This window comes from Nostoc sp., assembly GCF_036917275.1.
Classification (GTDB): domain Bacteria; phylum Cyanobacteriota; class Cyanobacteriia; order Cyanobacteriales; family Nostocaceae; genus Nostoc.
Genome location: NZ_JBALDF010000032.1, coordinates 158,892 through 176,918, shown reverse-complemented (window position 1 = coordinate 176,918; position 18,027 = coordinate 158,892). Strand labels below are relative to the sequence as shown.

Sequence of the window (18,027 nt, the reverse complement as noted above, 5' to 3'; positions counted from 1 at the left end):
AATGCTGTTATGCGATCGCTTCTTTGAAAAAGGCGTTCTAAATTTCAACCTTAAGGGGGTATTCCTGAGCATTGCGATCGTTGTAAAAAACTTTAAAGATAGCCAATCTCCTGTCTAGATGAATAACATTAGCTGTTTGCAGGTAGAACTACTTCAAAACATATGACCCAAAACTTTGTCATTACAGGCGCTGATACGGAACTGGGACAAGAAACCACGCAGCAACTAATTGCTCGTGGACATCAGGTGACTGGAATACCGCTAAATAAGGATGGTGCTGAGGTCATACGTTCAAAAGGTGGCCTAGCTGCTGATGTCAGTTTGACAAGTGCCACTGAACTTAAGGATGTTTTATCCACAGCTAATGCTAACGTGGTTATCAACCTCACGCCACAGTTTGCTAATACATTATTAAGTGATGGTCAGGACTGGAAAGGATTTGACAAAACCTTAAAAGCCACAACTGATGCACTATTGACAGCGATTGAAGATGCAGGGACTGCGTTTCTTGTCAATACCAGTTATACCTTTCTCTATGGCAATGCAAAAGATAGCACAGAAACTGCACCTATAGTTGCACCTGGCGATGACTCAATTTTTGCCGCCGCGATCGCCACAGAAAATCAGGTGAGCAACAGCAAGATTCCCTCTAGTCTTTTACGGATGGGATACCTGTATGGCCCCCAATCTGAAGACCTGAAGCTATATATTAAATCATTCAACCTCAGACGCCCTTATTTTGCCGGGCCTGCAAATAACTTAGGCAACTGGCTGCACTTTGAAGATGCTGCTCAAGCCATAGTTAAAGCCGGAGAGCAGCAAACAGCAGGCGCAGTATTTAACATCGTTGATGGAACTCCGGTATCCTTTACGGATTTCATTGATTACTTTGCCTTCGCTTTAGGTAGAAAGCAACCTGCACACATTCCTATGTGGCTGACTCCTGTAGCACTTCTGGTGATAATTACACCTCAGCAGGTAGAGTTACTTAAATTGGGAACCACAGTTAAAAGCGATTCAATTCGCCAACAGCTTGGTTGGAAACCGCGTTATTTAAGTTACAAAGAGGGTTTGCAGCAAACGGTACAAACTTGGCGCAGCAAGAACGAAATTAAATAAGACGCGATTAATCGCGTCTGTACAGGAGTTAGGTGTAGGTTGGGTTGAGGAACGAAACCCAACATGATCAAGGTTTTGTTGGGTAACGCTTACGCTCAACCCAACCTACTATTCTTCTTAACCCAAGCGTATTGGCTCAGAACTTGGAAGGCCGAGCTTTTCTCTCGGAAGTTCGTGTTCAGAACTCGGAAGTTCGTGTTCAGAACTCGGAAGGCCGAGCTTTTCTCTCGGAAGTTCATGTTCAGAACTTGGAAGGCCGAGCTTTTCTCTCGGAAGTTCGTGTTCAGAACTCGGAAGGCCGAGCTTTTATCTCGGAAGTTCGTGTTCAGAACTTGGAAGGCCGAGCTCTTATCTCGAAGCTTTGAGATGGGAACATGAAACTAGAATATTAATGCGATCGCAAATGGTTTGGATAAGATCCCTCCGCCTATGGCGACCCCCTTAAAAAGCTACCGTGTATACACAAGTCAAATTACCCCCCTTAATCCCCCCGAAGATTGGGGGGAAACAGGAATCTAGTTCCCTCCCCTTTCTAAGGGGAGGGTTAGGGTGGGGTAAAACTGACGCAAAAAACCACGTGAGTATAACTATTTCAAACTTGTGATATGCACCGTAGCTTAAAAAGGGGGTAAAGGAGGAAAATAGCCCACCTGCTTTTTAAGAGGGAGTTGGGGGGATCTCCACGATCATTGAGATTAATCTTGCTCCCACTCTCGCTCGATTTTCTCCAAATCCTTCGCCGTACCCAATTGCTGAAATATTTGATGTGCTGTGTTGTAATGCTGTTGGGCAAGTTCTGTATTGCTGCGCTTACGCTCTAGCCGTGCTAAATCGTAGTTAACCTCTGCCACTAAGTGAATCATCCCCAACTCTTGGGCTATTACTAAAGCTTGTTTAGAAAACTGTTCTGCTGCTTCGAGATTACCGCGATCGCATTCATTTTTTCCTAAACCCTCATAAGAATAAGCTACCAGGCTTACCTTTACCAATAGCTGCCAGTTGGGTTAACAAAAATACGTGTCCCTCAACTCGCTCAGATATCCACTGCAAATCTGCTACACTATCTTTCAGTTGGCGCTGTCGCAAAATCTCAACTCCCGCGACTGTCGCCACTCCAGAAATTCTTTCGATATACACCAATTCTGAATCTGGTTCCGCACCCTCATAGCGGATATCAGCCAAATCTGTTGGCACTTCCCGACTGGTTAATAAAGTTTGTGATTGATGCTGCTGATAGACTAAAGCATTTAGCAGTTTACCCCAATCGGGTGATATTGACCGTCCCGCTTGGGGATGGTTGGCAGGCTGTAAAATACTTTCCAGGTTATCCAGCACTACAAGAGTGCGTGTTTGTGCCAACCCCTCAATAATTTTCGCTATTTTTTCATCAACAGTTTTCAACGTCTCTGCTGTTTGAATACCCAAGCCATCAATTAGGATAAATTCTGCTACATCATCAAAACTTGTCCCCTCTTGTGCCTTGAAATATATTACGCATTCATAAGCACACTCTTCTACATTCGCCCCTTTTTCAACGGGAGTTAGGGCGGATCTTCCACAATTAACGCCTAGTGCCTCTAACAGTTTTACAGCTAAACTGGTTTTGCCAATACCCCCTTGCCCAATGAGTGCCAATACCTTAACCGGATTCTCTGATTGCAGTAATTTGGTTTGCAACTCTTCAAGCAGTTGATCTCGCCCCTTCCACACGGGTACTTCTGGAATAGCTTGATTAAGTACAACCCTTGTTTCTCTTGTGGGGTAGGCATCTTGCCCACCCAGTTCAACTTTAGTAACAGATTTAGTCTGCACTGTCGAATCAGTTTTTTCTTCTTCCCGTGCCACCTCCACATTAGCATCGCTGAAATCAGCTATTTCTTGAACATTGAGTAATAATCGCCGACAGATTTCTTCAAAGTTGGAATAATAAACAGGCTTGCCATTGAGAAAGTTCCATATAGTATTTTTAGAAATATTTAACTCTTCAGCTAAATCTTTCTGTAGCGAGAAACCATTCTGCCTCAGTGCTTGCTTAACTTTTTTAATACAGTCTTTACGAACCTTAGTTCCTCTCTGCATGGCTTATGACAGTACATTTATTTAGAGTCTAGCAATCTGGGTAGGTATTACAGCGTTTTCAAGTAAATAAACCACGGGGTAGGGGCACGGCATTGCCGTGCCCCTACAAAAATCTGTGGTTCAATTGCCTGAAAATAGTTGTAAGTTGGGAATAACTTGGGAATTGGGAATAACTAGGAAATAACTCGGTAATAACTTCAGACAGCTTGGGACTGAACTTGTGATTGTGCATTGTTTCATGGAATTGTCAACGTTTTAAGAGTAATTCTTATGAAACGCAAACAAGCTGAATTTATTTTGATGGTATTGGGTGTTGCTGAAGTTGTGGCTACTTTCTACACGATTTACCCGCCTGTTGCGATCGCACTAACTCCTGTAGCTATTTACTGCTTGGTAATCATTTATATTAATGACACAAAGAACAGTAAAAATAAACCCAATGCCTAAAGGTGCGATTATACAACAAAAGTCTGCTTTGATGGGCTGATTTTGTGCGATGTCTACGACGGGCGTAGCTGCGGCACTTGAAATGAGCAGTGCCATCGCCTTTTCAACTTGATCATTCCACCTCTAAACGTCATCGTTCAAGCTCAAAACTCGGAAGGTCTAACTCTTATCTCGGAATTTCATGCTCAGAACTCGGAAGACCGACCTTTTTGCTCAGAACTTCAAGCTTAGAACTCGCAAGCCCGACCTTTTTGCTCAGAACTTCATGCTCAGAACTTGGAAGGCCGACCTTTTATCTCGAAACTTCATGCTCAGAACTCGAAACGCCGAGTTAGGAGGCTGATAAATCTAAACTTTGCTGGAAAGAGATTAGTATTTCATTCAATGCATCCATATCAATTAAAAATGCATCATGTCCGTGGGTTGACTTTAGCCACGCCAGTTGAGCATTAGGGATTAAATTTGCTAATTCTTGTTGTTCTACTGGAGGATAGAGGATGTCAGAATCAATTGCGACAACTAAAGTCGGTTGCTGGATGCTTTGTAGAACAGATTCATAATCTGATAAATTAGGAACTGTGCGATCGCGTGCAACATCGTGGCGATCCATTGCGTGGGTGAGGGTGATATAAGTATTGGCATCAAATTGTTCTGTTAGCTTTTGACCTTGATGTTGTAAGTAACTGGCTATAGCAAACTGCTCAGATGCATCATACTGCCGCCCAAAGCGGGTTGTAAAACTATCCCAGGAACGGTAAGTACTCATCGCCATCATCCGCGCCACTGCTAATCCTTGATTTGGGGGCGCATCGAGAGTGTAGTTCCCTCCTTGCCAGTTTGGATCGGCATAAATTGCCTGTCTTTGGGCTTCACTTAATCCAATACACCAAGCGGAATGTCTTCCAGAAACAGCGATGGGTGCAATAGCTTTCACCTTTTCTGGATATAATAAAGCCCACTCCAATACTTGCATCCCACCGAGTGAACCGCCAATTACTAACCGCAGAGATTGAACACCAAGATATTCTAGTAGTGCAGCTTGCAGGTGAACCATATCTCGGATTGTAATCTTAGGGAAGGATACACCATAAGCCTTTCCCGTTATGGGGTTGATAGTAGTTGGCCCAGTTGTGCCATAACAACTTCCCAAGATGTTGCTGCATACAATAAAATCGCGTTCTGGATTGAAAGCTTTCCCTGAACCAAACAAAGGTTCCCACCAATCATCAGCGTCAGCCGAACCAGTTAAGGCATGACAAATTAGTACCGCATTATCGCCTTGAGCATTTAACTGTCCCCAGGTGCGATAAGCAACCTGAACCCCAGTTAATGCTTCGCCCCCTTCCACTTGAAATGGCACCGTCAATTGGTAAAACTGGGTTTGCGGTGAGATGAAGTCTGAGTAAATCATATCTGGGAGTGGGGAGTGAGGAAGGTGGGGCCCCCTTTGGGGATAAGGGGCAATGGGGAATGGGGAGATGTAGCTTTAGCTTCCCGCAGGGTGGGAGACAAGGAAGACAACAGGGGGAATTATTGAATAAGTCTCTGCCTTGTCTCTTCTCCATGCCCAATGCCCCATTCCCAATTTAGAGAAAACTAAATCTTACAGCAGAATTCAAGTATTTGAACCACATCTATCGTAGGGGCACAGCAATGCTCATTGGCGTCAACTTAAAGTGAAAGCCAGTCTAGAAACAGCTTTTAGAGATTGTCTCGTTCCCAGTCTCCGACTGGGAATACCTAATGAGAGGCTCTGCCTCAAGACTAGCGGCAGCAGCCCAATGAAGGAGCATTTCCAGCCATAGGCTGAAAACGAGGTTTTAAGTTGACACGCATGAGCATTGCTGTGCCCCTATCGCGTGGTCTATTTACCTGAAAATAGCTGTAACTTGCCGAAATGCCTGCTCAAAATCCTCTTTGATATCGTCGATATGTTCAATTCCCACTGATACCCGCACCAAATCGGGTGTCACACCCGCTGAAACCTGTTCGTTATCACTTAGCTGTTGATGGGTTGTGGAAGCCGGATGAATGACGAGGGTTTTAGCATCACCAACATTTGCTAAATGACTCGCTAATTTCACATGATTAATAAAAGCTTTACCTGCCTCCAGTCCACCTTTGATACCAAAGTTTAAAACTCCCCCAAAGCCATGCCGGAGATATTTTTTCGCCCGTTCATGATTAGGGTGATTGGCAAGTCCCGGATAATTAACCCATAATACTTGCTCTTGCTGCTCTAACCACCGAGCCAATTCTAGGGCATTACTCACATGCCGATCTACACGTAGGGAGAGAGTCTCTAATCCTTGCAGTAAAAGAAAGGCGTTAAATGGACTCAAAGACGGGCCAAAATCTCGTAACCCTTCGACTCTGGCGCGGATAATAAAGGCAATGTTGCCAAATGTTCCACTAGGGCCAAACACTTCTTGGAAATTCAGCCCATGATAGCCGGGTGCTGGCTCAGTAAACAGGGGAAATTTGCCGTTACCCCAGTCAAATTTGCCAGAATCGACAATTACGCCACCAATGGAAGTACCATGCCCACCAATCCATTTAGTTGCAGATTCCACTACAATGTCTGCACCATGTTCAATGGGTCGAGCTAGATACCCACCAGCACCAAAGGTATTATCCACAATTAAAGGTATGCCGTTTTCGTGGGCAATGTGAGCTAAAGCCGCAAAGTCAGGAATGTTAAATTGGGGATTACCAATGGTTTCAACGTATAGGGCTTTGGTGCGATCGTCGATCGCCTGACGGAAACTTTCCGGCTCATCTCCCTCGACAAACTTGACATTAATACCTAGTCGTGGTAAAGCTACTTTAAACTGGTTATATGTTCCCCCATACAGAAAACTAGTGGAAACAATATTATCCCCAGCCTGAGCAATGGTGGTGATTGCCAAGAATTGCGCCGCCTGCCCACTAGCGGTTGCTAATGCTGCTACACCCCCTTCTAAGGCAGCAATCCGCTTTTCAAATACATCCGTCGTCGGGTTCATGATCCGAGTGTAAATATTACCAAATTCCTGGAGAGCAAACAACCGCGCTCCGTGGTCGGCGTCATCAAAGACGTAGGAAGTCGTTTGGTAAATTGGAACAGCACGAGCATTAGTTCCCGGAGCCGGCTCTTGTCCAGCATGAATTTGCAGGGTTTCAAAACGATATTGTTCAGACATAAGCAGTTATTTTAGTTTCCAACTATATAAGCAAGTAATATACTATTTGAGCGTTCTGTTAGATTAATCAACGGTAATTCGTAAGGCTTACCGTATTTTACAGCTATTTTTACTTGATTAAACATACTGTAAGGGCGCACAGCTAGCTATGCGCCCCTACCAAGGATTGTGGTTCAAATAGATGAAAAACGCTGTAATCTAAAGCATTTTTGACAGAAATAATTTTATCCCGGCAAACACTGATGAGTAAGTTAGGGAACCAACATTGAACGAGGATTAATTATCCCTACCTCTTGAATTGTTGAAAAAGCAGTTTCCCCGATGATGCGATGAGCCGCAGCCGTCGGATGAATGCCATCCCAGAACAAAAACTGGTCTGGGTTACTACAGATGGTAGAGCCAGACAGACATGGAGTAGTGACATTGGTAAAGTTAAAAGCTGCCGGATTTGTTATCGCATCTCGATACAAGGCGTTGGCATCTAATACCACAATCTCCAGATCGGAATGCTGTTGACTTAGGATTTTGAGCGATCGCCTCAAGCCTTGATTATGTGCTTGTGTTAATGCACTAAGATTCACAGAATTCGTACTGGTTCTAGTGGCAGGTAACTGTCCTAAATCTGGTAAATTTCCTACCAGAATCTTTTTAGCACCCACATCAGTTAGAGAATTGATTGCCGTTGTCAGATTTTTAACAGGAACAGTTGCACTGCTTACCCCTTGCAAATAATCATTTGCTCCAGCCCACAGCACATACAAAGCATCTGAATTCGTATGTTGATGTGTCTGAGTAAACGACTGCACTTGATTTAGCAAGCTAGGTACATAAGTGTTGCCAACGCTGCCAGTAGTTGCTCCTCCGTAAGCAAAATTGTGAGTTTGCTTAGAGGAGAGATGGAGGCTTTCGCCAAGATACTCAATCCAAACCCGACCATTCGAGTAACGCCCCTGATAGTAAGTTGGATTAGGTGGATACATTCCTCCTGTCGCCCGGAATACCATCCCTGTATCCGAAAGACTGTCCCCAAATACGTAGAGTTCTGTAATGGGATGAGTTTTATCCATAAATTTTGCCGCTACAACCATGATAAAAATTAGGAGAGCAAGTCCCGTTGTTAAAAACCACTTTTTTTTTGGCATTAAACTTTTCTGCAAAGCCTAAAGGCTAGAGTTTTTACAACTGTTGTTGATGATTATTTTTGTGAGTAAAGATTGAGCTTGCAATTGAGTACTTCTCTAAGCTAACAAGCTAGCTTCAGAGGTGGTGAGCAAAACCGGATACTTTCAGGTGTGGATTTTGCTAATTGTCTTAATGCAGTTTTCAAATGAATAGACCAAAGTCAATTTTTTTAACTGGAAGTCCCTAAATCTTGCTCTGCAATGCCAATGCATCGACCTGCAATGGCAATGTATCGACCTGCAATGGCAATGTATCGACCTGCAATGGCAATGTATCGACTTGCAATGGCAATGTATCGACTTGCAATGGCAATGTATCAACCTGCAATGGCAATGTATCGACTTACAATGGCAATGCATCGACTTGCAAAAATTAACGCACCCTACATTACGTAGTAACTCTAAAAGACTTGTATACCACGCTAGCCTTCAAAGAGAGAAGCTTTAAATTTCTCCCTTTCCTACAAGCAACGGTGTATACACAAGTGTATCGAATCATTACTAGTCCTTGAATTACCCCACCCTAACCCTCCCCTTATAAAGGGGAGGGAACGAGAATCTCTTGTTTCCCCCCAATACATCGGGGAGCCACTGCGTTGCGGAGGTTCCCTCCGTTGTAGCAAGTGGCGTGGGATTAAGGGGGATAATTCGACTTGTGTGTACATCGTAGTTCCCTACAAGGCAAGGGGGAAGGGGGTAGGGGGTTAGGTCTTTTTGTCTACTTCAGGACTTACGCACGGGTTATGAAAGAACGAACCACAGAGACACAGAGAAGCCAGTGCGCCCTTGCGGTTCCCCGACTTGTACCCCTACGGGGAAGCAAGCTACGCGCAGCGTCTCCTGTCTTGAGAAGCAACTGGCGCGACACGGTGAGACAGCGCTGTAGGAGGGTTTCCCTCCGTAGGCGACTGCGAACCCGAAGGGAGGAATGAGAGTTTGAGAGGTTTTTTGCGTCCTATACTTAACTGAAAATTGGTGTAATGCAGTGGTGTTATGCTTTATAATCTTGTCATCAATAACCGATAAGCTGGTGGCTGACTTTTTTTCGCAAATGCCTATAGTTAACAAAAATTAGAATTGCATCGTTGCTCAAATCGTTGAAAGTTCGCCAGAGTGGTAGTAGGAGTTTTTACATCACTTTTGTGGAAAACTGAAATGATTCAAAAATTTGCAGCCCCAACTCACACAGACAGATACATCCGTGTTGCTAAATTTGCAGATGTTCAAGCAGCAGGTAGTTTGTTGGTTCGTAGCGAAAAACACACCATTGCTCTGTTTTACTCAGACAATAAAGTTTATGCAATTGATAACCGTTGTCCGCATATGGGCTTTCCGCTCCACGGTAGCACTTGCAAAGATGGCATTGTAACTTGCCCTTGGCACTATGCCCGCTTCGACCTCGCCAGTGGCGGAACATTTGACTCTTGGGCAGATGATGTTCCCGGATTTAGTGTAGAAATCCGCGATGGCGAAGTTTGGGTAAATCTAGATCCCGTAGTTGACCTCCATGCCCACCACAGCCAACGTCTTCAGGATGGCTTAGAACAAAGTATTTCGTTAGTTATTGCCAAATCAGTGATCGCTTTACTGGACATGGGGGCAGATTTTACCGAACCATTTCAGGTGGGACTAGAATTTGGCACCCGTTACAACAAAGCAGGTTGGAGTACAGGCTTAACCATCCATACTTGCATGATGAATTTGCTGCCTTATCTAGATGCAGAAGACAAACCCCGCGCCCTTTTCCAAGGACTTTCAGCAGTAGCTAATGATAGTGCTGGAGCGCCACCTCACTTTGTAGTTCATCCATTGCCCAATTCTACTGTTGACCTAGATACCCTCAAAAGCTGGTTTTGCCAGTTTGTTGAGGTGCGGGATAGTGAAGCAGCAGAGAGATGTTTAGTATCTGCAATTCGGGCGGGAGCTAATTCTGAGCAACTTGCAGACATGCTGTTCACATCTGCCACAGACCACCGTTATATCGATAGTGGTCATGCACTCGACTTCATTAACAAGGCACTGGAAGCCCTGGATGCTGTTGGTTGGCAAGGGGCAGAGTCAGTTTTGGCGAGTCTAGTTTCTGGTTTAGCAACTGCTTCCCGCATGGAAGAGTCCAATTCTTGGCGCTATCCTGTGGATTTGGTAGCAATTCTGGAGTCTGCCTTTGAGCAGTTACCTACGGCTTTGGCAACAGGACAACCTCGACAAGGAACTTGGTCAAGTGAGGAGGAATTGGTGCCGATTTTGTTAGGAGAAGATCCACAGAAAATTGCCAACTCTCTTCTGACTGCTTTGGAAGCTGGTTGTACTGAAGAACAATTGGCAAGTGTAGTGACTTACACAGCAGCACTTCGGGTAGCCCGCTTCCACACTAACAACGACTTTGGCGACTGGAATTCAGCGCACCATCCGTTTACTTTTGCCAATGCAGTGCATCAAGGATTACGACGAGTGTCAACGCTTGAATTACTGCGAGGTGTGTTTGATGCTGCCATGAGTGTGTATCTGAATCGTTTTTTGAATGTGCCACCAGCACGACTTCCAGAACCAAAAGACTCTGCTCAAAATCCTGAAGAATTGCTCAACCAACTACCAGATTTATTAAATCGCCAACAACAAGTAAATCAAACAGGTAAATTGGTTGCTGATTATTTGTACAATGGCGGCTCTGTTGAGCGACTGATGGCAATGTTGGGTAAGTTGATGCTGCGCGAAAATCGCGAGTTTCATGTGATTCAGGAAATGGAAGCAGCTTTTAAACAGTACTCCCTGCTGGGTGAAACTGCTGGTATTCATGTGCTGGTTGCTGCTGCTCGTTATTTAGCAGCACACTCGCCCACGATGCGATCGCAAGGGCAAACCTATCAAATTGCTGATCGGTTGCATAAAGGCGATCGCCTGTTTGAGGAATCGTAATTTAGCTAATCTTGGAAGACTCGATAATTGCTGCGATCGCCTAATGCAAGAATTTGGGCGATCGCAGCAATTTCTGCTTTGTAACTAGATTTTATTCTTTAGATTTACTTTATAAATAGCCTCTTAAAAGGGGGAAAGGAAAGGGTTTAAAACCTTTATCACTTAATCTTTTTTTGCCTGTCAAAAAGACTTTGGCAGACTACTACGAAAAATCTATCTGTATCAAGGTTTTCCTGAAATGGTATGTGATAGATCGCACGGAGTATAGATGGCGAGTTTCAGCGCAGGATCGTCATTGGACTGAAAGGTAGCATACTCAAAGCACAGCAAGCCCTTTTTAGGATGGTTCAGTAGTTTCTGTCCGGACGCGACGCTGCGGATGTCGTGCGCCTCCCACCAGATCACGAACTCAGGGCTGGCTTGCTGAAGGCGTTCCAAGAGGTCGAGAAAGGCTGGATCGCCAGCCCAAAGGTCATATGTTATACGAAATTGGGCCACCATGCGTTTCGCCTCATCAACCCAGGTTGCGCCGAAGAGGTGCCGGGCATCCGGATCGGTCAGCACATAGGTGAGGATATTGCGATCCGCTTCGGACAGACGACCGAAATCTGTGAATAATTCGGCAGCTGCGGCATTCCACGCTAAGATGTCCCATCGACGACCTGTGACATAGGCAGGCTGATTAAGGCTCTCGACCATGCGTCGAACCACTTCGGGTACACTCTCGCCAGAGAATGCGCGGTGATCGCCGTTTTGCGCCAGTGTCCGCAAATGGGCATGTTCTACCTTGCTGAGGTGCAGTGCGCTAGCCAACGCATCAATCGTGGTAACGGAAGGGCTGACAGTTCGTCCCTGTTCTAGCCGGATATACCAGTCAACGCTGATGCCCGCCAGTTCGGCCACCTCCTCGCGTCTCAATCCTGGAGTCCGACGTCTTCGCCTGTCTGGAAGACCCACAGCCTTAGGGTTCAGCTTTTCTCGGCGCGATCGCAAGAAGTCACCAAATTCGTTTCGACTTGCATCTGCCATGACCTTTACTTTATCTCAAGGAGGGACTAGTCAATACTAGGATAATACCAGGCCTTGTTACACAGGGAAAGCCTGCGAGAATAGTTCCATAGTAAAGAATAGAATGACCATGAAAGGTGCAATTTTGAAGACGTTCGGCTCGCCACTCGTTGTCGAGACTTTGCCCGATCCGATCCTGGGCACAGGAGAGGTCATCGTCGATGTCGTGGCAGCCCCTGTTCTGTCCTACACAAACGAAGTCTTTAGCGGCGAGCGAAAATATCTGCTGGATCTGCCTGTAGTACCGGGATGCGGGGCGATCGGTCGCGTGCGCGCTGTCGGGCCGGACGCGACGCATCTTGTCGCCGGCGATTGGGTCTTTTGCGATCCTACTGTACGATCGCGTGACGATGCACTAATGCCCGATATAACGCTGCAAGGCTGGAGCGCCCGTGGTGAAGGAGGCTTGCGCCTACAGAAACACTTCCGTCATGGCCCTTTTGCCGAGCAAATCCTAGTCCCGACGGAAAACGCCATCCGGATCGGTTCGCTTGATGAGGCGGATGCAGCACGATGGTGCGGGCTGAATACGTTTCTCGTGCCCTATGGCGGTCTTCTCGCGGCGAACTTACAGGCGGGAGAGACAATCCTGATCAGCGGTGCTACTGGCAACTTCGGCAGTGCGGCCGTCGCCGTCGCCTTGGCGATGGGGGCGAGATGCGTCGTTGCGCCGGGTCGCAACGAAAAGACGCTTGAGGATCTGACGCGTCGTTTTGGCGATCGTCTCCGACCTGTGAAGCTCTTGGGCAACGAGGAGGATGACCGGGAGCGGATGCGGCAGGCGGCACCGGGCCCGATCGACTGCGTGCTGGATATCCTGCCGCCCTCGGTTAGTACGACGACGGTACGCGCCGCCATCATGACGGTGCGACCTTACGGGAGGGTTGTGTTGATGGGGGGTGTCGGGATGCTAGGAGGCGCTGGGCTCGAATTGCCCTATCCGTGGATCATGAGAAATTGCATCACCGTACGTGGTCAGTGGATGTATCTACCTGAGTCCGCCATCCGCCTAGTCGGGCTGATTCGGTCTGGTCTTCTGAGGCTGGACAACTTCGACGTTACAGTATTCGATCTAGACGACGCAAACAAAGCCGTCGCGCACGCTGCCGCCAATGGTGGCCCCTTCAAAATGACCGCGATTCGGCCATAATTTCCTGTAATTGCAAAATCATAATGCTCTTTATGCTCCTCAATTAGCTCACCCTTTTGGGTGAGTCATATATCAACCGATCAGGTGACCTGAATGAGGGAAGCTGAGATTAGTAATAAAGAGGACTCTATTACTAAAGAATACCAATTGCATTTTACTTAAGAATAACTTATGAAACTTATTACCTTAATAAATTCTGGACTTATTTTTGCTTCTATTACTCTTGTACCTGGAATCGCTGGCGCTCAAACAGCTACTATCGGCAGCAGTGAAATAGCTATTAACTCTAACAATTTATCCAGTAACTCTACTTCTGTTAGTTACCTCCAGCCTTTCAATCTAGTTAGTTTTGCTTATCAGGGAGGTCTGAAACAACACGGGATTCCTAGTGGAGAAGCCTTAGTATTTAAAACTCAGAATAGAAATATTATTGCAAAAGATTTGGTAAAGGCTGCTGTTAATGCAAATAAATTACCATCACAAGTTTTAAACGACCAAAATTATCTAAGTGCTGTTAATTTGCAACTCAAAGCATTGCCTGATTATGCTGCTGCTGATTGATATGGTTTTTCATGTCTCTTTTTAAAAAGCTAAATTTCTCAATATCCTATATTCGGGCGCTTGTTACTAATACAAATAAAAGCCTTTTATACACAGTGGCATCTGTGTATAAAATAAAGATTGATATTGAAGAACGATTTTTATATTTTGAGAGAAGTTGTGCATATAAGTTGCACTTCTAGTGTTGAGGCCACAGAAAATTGTATAATCAACAGCCATCAACCAAAAATTTCGTTTTCTATAGAGAATGACAGAAGTAATTAGATCCGAAAGCCTAAATAACATTGAGTTTATTGAGTTTGAAGAGAAGTGCTTGCACAAAGCCAGAGAAACAGGCGATCGCAAAGCGGAAGTCATTTGTTTAGGAAGTTTGGGGAATGCTTACCAGTCAATTGGGGAGTACCAGCTGGCAATTGAATTTTATCAGCAGTGGTTGGATATAGCTAGAGAAATAGGCGATCGCTTCGAGGAAGCCAAGTCTTTGTCTGGGTTGGGTAATGCTTATCAATCACTGGGCAAATATCAGCGAGCGATTGATTTTTATCAGCAGTGGTTGAGTATCACCAGGAAAATAGACGATGCCTATGGCGGGCAATGCCAACGCACTGGGGAAGGCATTTGTTTAGGAAGTTTGGGCAATACTTATGAATACCTGGGCAAGTATGAACAAGCTATTGAGTTTTATCAGCAGTGGTTGAGTATCACCAAAAAAATAGGCGATTGGACTGGGGAATGCATTTGCCTGGGAAGTTTGGGCAATAGTTATGAATCATTGGGGGATTACCAACTGGCAATTGAGTATTACCACCAATGGTTACAACTGGCAAGATTCATCTGCGATCGCAATGGAGAAGCAATGGCCTTGTGTGGGTTGGGTAATGCTTATAAGGCTCTGGGAAAGTACCATAGAGCGGTTGAGTTTCATCACTATTCATTAGAGATCACAAGGGATCTTGATGACCGAAATGGGGAAGCAAATGCCTGGTTTAATTTGGGTTTAGTGTTAGAAAAAATCAATCGAGAATCAGAAGCGATGGATGCCTTTTGTAATGCCCGCGAAATTTATCATGCAATGGGACTCGATGCAAGTCTGCAAGATTGTAACCATGCGATTGAGCTTCTTTCTCAAAATGTTGCAACTTTTGCATCTGGCTTCTGGTTTAAGAGATGGTTAAATCATTTGTCGCAGTTGATCAAAGCTGGTTCTAAGCAGTAACATCTCCCACCAATGATTCAGGTAATGTAAAGATGTTTTAAAAGCTTTTGGTGATTTATCATCGCCAAAATACATGAAAATCCACTTTTAAAACATCTTCTGAATACAGTTAAGATTACATCAAGAGGATGGATACTTATGGAATACCGCAACTGAGTCTTTGTGATCAAAAGATAATACAGAAAATGGGTCTTTTCGATTTCCCATCTCCATGCCAGGAGTACCTATAGGCATTTGGGGAACAGATAAACCAACAATATTTGGCTTTTCTTGAAGTAGACGTTTGATGTCATCTGCTGGGACGTGTCCTTCGATGACATATCCATTAACAATAGCTGTGTGGCAAGACGACAAGTTATCTGGTACGTTGTACTTTTGTTTAACTGTTTCGATGTCAGGCGTGGGAAAGTTTGTAATTTTAAAACCCTGTGCCTTTAAGTGATCAATCCATCCGCCACAACAGTTACAATCGGGACTGTGATATACAGTAGCATTTAATGCGCCTGCAACAGAACTAGGAAAAACAGCTTGAGCATGACTCATCGGAGCAGCGCTTGCTAAGATGCCCAACACCCCTACTGTTAGACAAATCATTACCACTACTTGCACAGCAGCACGTACCAAGATGGGAGGGAACCATTTTTGCCAGCAATAAATAAATTGTTTGTGCGACATCTGAGACTTCCTAAGTACAAGATTCTATAAATTTGTTGTAACAAATTCTCTGCAAAAACACTCTGCGACGGCAGTCGTTCAAGGGGAGCCACTGCGGTAAACGGGTTTTTTAGCATAAAAGGGGCAGTGCGCCCTTACGGTTTCCCGACTTGTCCCTTGCGCGTCTCTCCTTCTCTACATTGCCAGAGGCTACAGTGCTATTATGTCGAACATGGGCATTTTGTAGCTTTTAAGTTGTCGTTCTGGAAGACAATAACTCTACTGCATCAGCCCTCTATTTTCATATTCTTGTTTTGGCGAAGGTACTGAACTATTAACCTATTTGCACCACTTGTAGGACAACAGCAAGCTATAGAATTACTCACTCAGGCTGTCAGACAAAACCGAGTTGCTCCAGCCTATCTATTTGTGGGCCCAGATGGTGTAGGAAGAAGTTTAGCAGCAAAGTGCTTTGTGGAATTGCTATTTTCTAGTGAGATGGGAGTCACTGCGGCTTTACAAAACCGTTTGCGTCAAGGCAACCATCCAGCTTTATTGTGGGTGCAACCAACGTACCAATACCAGGGACAACGATTAACACCAGCAGAAGCGGCTGAGAAAGGACTTAAGCGTAAGGCACCGCCTGTAATTCGATTAGAGCAAATTCGAGAAATTACCGAGTTTCTGAGTCGTCCGCCTTTGGAAGCGTCGAGGAATGTGGTGATACTAGAAGAAGCCCAAACAATGGCAGAAGCCGCAGCCAATGCTTTACTTAAAACCTTGGAAGAACCGGGACAGGCGACGTTAATTTTAATTGCACCTACACCTGAGTCTGTGTTGCCAACTTTGGTGTCACGCTGTCAACGCATTCCTTTTTATCGCTTAGATGCCCAGTCTTTGGCTGTTGTACTCACACAAACAGGTCATCAGGAAATTTTGCAAAATCAGGCAGTATTGAGTATAGCAGCTGGCAGTGCCGGAAGTGCGATCGCATCTTACGAGCAATTACAAGCTATTCCCCCGGAGTTACTCGAAGACCTGAAAAAAGCCCCTGCTTCCTACCGCAAAGCCTTGGAGTTAGCCAAAAAAATTGATAAAGATTTAGATACAGAAGCACAACTGTGGTTAGTTGATTATCTTCAGCAATTTTACTGGCAGCAGTGGCATCAACCCACTATCATTCACCAGCTAGAACAAGCTCGTAAACACTTACTTGCTTACGCTCAACCCCGGCTGGTTTGGGAATGTCTGCTTTTATCTGTATACCAAAAATAAAATCGCATTCATGAATTTTTGCCCAAAAACCTCAAACTCTTTAGCTATATTAAATAATATTACTTAAGTAACTGGACATATTAGTACTAATGTATTATTTAAAAGCTATGTAAAGCGTCTCGTAGAGAATGCGGCGAGTTAATAGACATCGCCTCAAGACACTGGGATTTGCTCAATTGCCAAAGCTTCTCTTAAACAAAAGTCTTGCAGGGGATGACTAATAAAGGTTGTCCGATTATTGTTTTTGAAGATTATATCCCTGACTTATGATTAACTTATCGCAGACAATTCCAGTTCTTGTTTTAGGGACAAGCTTGGCTGTGCTTTCCCCTCAAGTTTGTACTGCTTTCACTGTTCAAGAGGTAGCTAGCCTTGCTAAAGCATCAAGCGATTTGCCAGTAGTTAAATCAGCAGGACTGTCCCCCGATATGGATGTGCCCTGGTCGAAACCCGTGAGAATTATTGATCCTTTTGAAGGGGAATTAGTTGGGGTTTTTGACCGCAACTCTTTAGGTGGCTATTTGTACCGTGAGGGTTCAAACCAAGTTATTAGTTTGTGGACTCCTTCAAGCATTCGAGTCCTGGTAACACTAAATTCAGATCAAGCAAGTTCTTCTTTCTACACCGCAGGTCGTGTCTATCCCAGATATGATTATCAGAGGTTTGTTACTACCAAAAAAGTCGATAAACTTTTGCTTAAGGTCAGGGGAAAAGTTTTTCAATTAGACGGTTCAACGGGCACGTTTGCTGTCAGTCAAGAATTAGGTACTGCTTTAAAAAATGCTCCAGATGAGAATTTAGACATCAGACTACTATTGGAAGGAGGTCAAACTATTGATAGCGAAATTGGCAAAGAGACGGTGAAATCTTGGCGAAAAATTTATTAAGCAATGTCTAAGGACGGGCTACTTATTGGGCATTTTTAACCCAAGTATTATGTATAGCTAGGGACTGGGGACTGGGTGAAAAGCCTTTTCTTGTCTAAGTTTTATCATCTGTTAATGTCCTAACCATCTTGGCTGTTACTATATATATTAAAAAAGAAAAAATTTCTCACCTCTCATCAGGAATTTATCTAGTAAAGGTTGTTTATAGATTTAGAAAGAGCGAACACTCTTATACCAATTTTTTATGAAGACGCATAGAAAGAACCCCACCGCCTACGGCACCTCCCCTTGG

Annotated in this window: 16 protein-coding genes; 9 read left to right on the top strand and 7 right to left on the bottom strand. The window is 44.7% G+C overall.

Annotated features, from left to right (window positions below; all coding sequences use genetic code 11):
- The first annotated feature begins 162 nt into the window (after positions 1-162).
- Complete coding sequence (locus tag V7K35_RS12030; RefSeq protein ID WP_335079191.1) at positions 163-1,119, top strand: NAD-dependent epimerase/dehydratase family protein; 957 nt, start codon at positions 163-165, stop codon at positions 1,117-1,119.
- A gap of 695 nt (positions 1,120-1,814) precedes the next feature.
- Here V7K35_RS12030 and V7K35_RS12025 read toward each other — a convergent pair.
- Together V7K35_RS12025 and V7K35_RS12020 are read right to left on the bottom strand one after the other, a co-directional pair.
- On the bottom strand, positions 1,815-2,108 hold the full coding sequence (locus tag V7K35_RS12025; RefSeq protein WP_335079189.1) for a tetratricopeptide repeat protein: 294 nt from the start codon (positions 2,106-2,108) through the stop codon (positions 1,815-1,817).
- Positions 2,074-3,198, bottom strand: a complete 1,125-nt coding sequence (locus tag V7K35_RS12020) for an NB-ARC domain-containing protein (protein WP_335079187.1) — start codon at positions 3,196-3,198, stop codon at positions 2,074-2,076. Before V7K35_RS12020 ends, V7K35_RS12025 begins: the two co-directional genes overlap by 35 nt.
- A 270-nt stretch (positions 3,199-3,468) precedes the next feature.
- Between V7K35_RS12020 and V7K35_RS12015 the strand changes: the two genes are divergently transcribed.
- Positions 3,469-3,645 carry a hypothetical protein gene (locus V7K35_RS12015; protein WP_335079185.1) on the top strand — a complete coding sequence of 59 codons (177 nt, stop codon included), beginning with the start codon at positions 3,469-3,471 and terminating at the stop codon, positions 3,643-3,645.
- 331 nt (positions 3,646-3,976) lie between these two features.
- Here V7K35_RS12015 and metX read toward each other — a convergent pair whose 3' ends face one another.
- From metX to V7K35_RS12000, 3 genes are all read right to left on the bottom strand, one after another.
- Positions 3,977-5,056 (bottom strand): homoserine O-acetyltransferase MetX, encoded by a 1,080-nt coding sequence (gene metX, locus V7K35_RS12010; protein WP_335079183.1) that lies wholly within the window; start codon positions 5,054-5,056, stop codon positions 3,977-3,979.
- Positions 5,057-5,513: 457 nt separating this feature from the next.
- Complete coding sequence (locus V7K35_RS12005; RefSeq protein WP_335079181.1) at positions 5,514-6,827, bottom strand: O-acetylhomoserine aminocarboxypropyltransferase/cysteine synthase family protein; 1,314 nt, start codon at positions 6,825-6,827, stop codon at positions 5,514-5,516.
- Between the two features lie 251 nt (positions 6,828-7,078).
- Positions 7,079-7,969, bottom strand: coding sequence for an SGNH/GDSL hydrolase family protein (locus V7K35_RS12000; RefSeq protein WP_335079179.1), 891 nt, complete (start codon positions 7,967-7,969; stop codon positions 7,079-7,081).
- Between the two features lie 246 nt (positions 7,970-8,215).
- Here V7K35_RS12000 and V7K35_RS11995 point away from each other — a divergent pair, with 246 nt between their 5' ends.
- Both V7K35_RS11995 and V7K35_RS11990 read left to right on the top strand, forming a co-directional pair.
- A complete protein-coding gene (locus tag V7K35_RS11995) occupies positions 8,216-8,404 on the top strand; it encodes a hypothetical protein (RefSeq protein ID WP_335079177.1) in 189 nt (62 codons plus the stop codon).
- Positions 8,405-9,163: 759 nt separating this feature from the next.
- Positions 9,164-10,924 carry a Rieske (2Fe-2S) protein gene (locus V7K35_RS11990; protein WP_335079176.1) on the top strand — a complete coding sequence of 587 codons (1,761 nt, stop codon included), beginning with the start codon at positions 9,164-9,166 and terminating at the stop codon, positions 10,922-10,924.
- A gap of 222 nt (positions 10,925-11,146) precedes the next feature.
- Here the strand turns inward: V7K35_RS11990 and V7K35_RS11985 are convergent, their stop codons facing one another.
- A complete protein-coding gene (locus V7K35_RS11985; RefSeq protein WP_335079174.1) occupies positions 11,147-11,953 on the bottom strand; it encodes a helix-turn-helix transcriptional regulator in 807 nt (268 codons plus the stop codon).
- A 103-nt stretch (positions 11,954-12,056) separates the two neighbouring features.
- Here V7K35_RS11985 and V7K35_RS11980 point away from each other — a divergent pair, with 103 nt between their 5' ends.
- The 3 genes from V7K35_RS11980 (at position 12,057) to V7K35_RS11970 (ending at position 14,919) form a co-directional block, all read left to right on the top strand.
- Positions 12,057-13,142 (top strand): zinc-binding alcohol dehydrogenase family protein, encoded by a 1,086-nt coding sequence (locus V7K35_RS11980; RefSeq protein ID WP_335079172.1) that lies wholly within the window; start codon positions 12,057-12,059, stop codon positions 13,140-13,142.
- Between the two features lie 171 nt (positions 13,143-13,313).
- Positions 13,314-13,703, top strand: a complete 390-nt coding sequence (locus V7K35_RS11975) for a hypothetical protein (protein ID WP_335079170.1) — start codon at positions 13,314-13,316, stop codon at positions 13,701-13,703.
- Positions 13,704-13,950: 247 nt separating this feature from the next.
- The gene (locus V7K35_RS11970; RefSeq protein WP_335079168.1) at positions 13,951-14,919 is read left to right on the top strand and encodes a tetratricopeptide repeat protein; all 969 of its coding nucleotides are present in this window, start codon (positions 13,951-13,953) and stop codon (positions 14,917-14,919) included.
- A 120-nt stretch (positions 14,920-15,039) separates the two neighbouring features.
- Here the strand turns inward: V7K35_RS11970 and V7K35_RS11965 are convergent, their stop codons facing one another.
- Positions 15,040-15,594: a DUF411 domain-containing protein gene (locus tag V7K35_RS11965; protein WP_334722482.1), complete on the bottom strand. Its 555-nt coding sequence runs from the start codon at positions 15,592-15,594 to the stop codon at positions 15,040-15,042.
- A 312-nt stretch (positions 15,595-15,906) separates the two neighbouring features.
- Here V7K35_RS11965 and V7K35_RS11960 point away from each other — a divergent pair, with 312 nt between their 5' ends.
- Together V7K35_RS11960 and V7K35_RS11955 are read left to right on the top strand one after the other, a co-directional pair.
- Positions 15,907-16,848 (top strand): DNA polymerase III subunit delta', encoded by a 942-nt coding sequence (locus tag V7K35_RS11960; protein ID WP_335079634.1) that lies wholly within the window; start codon positions 15,907-15,909, stop codon positions 16,846-16,848.
- Positions 16,849-17,114: 266 nt separating this feature from the next.
- A complete protein-coding gene (locus tag V7K35_RS11955) occupies positions 17,115-17,735 on the top strand; it encodes a hypothetical protein (RefSeq protein ID WP_335079165.1) in 621 nt (206 codons plus the stop codon).
- The last annotated feature ends 292 nt before the right edge of the window (positions 17,736-18,027 follow it).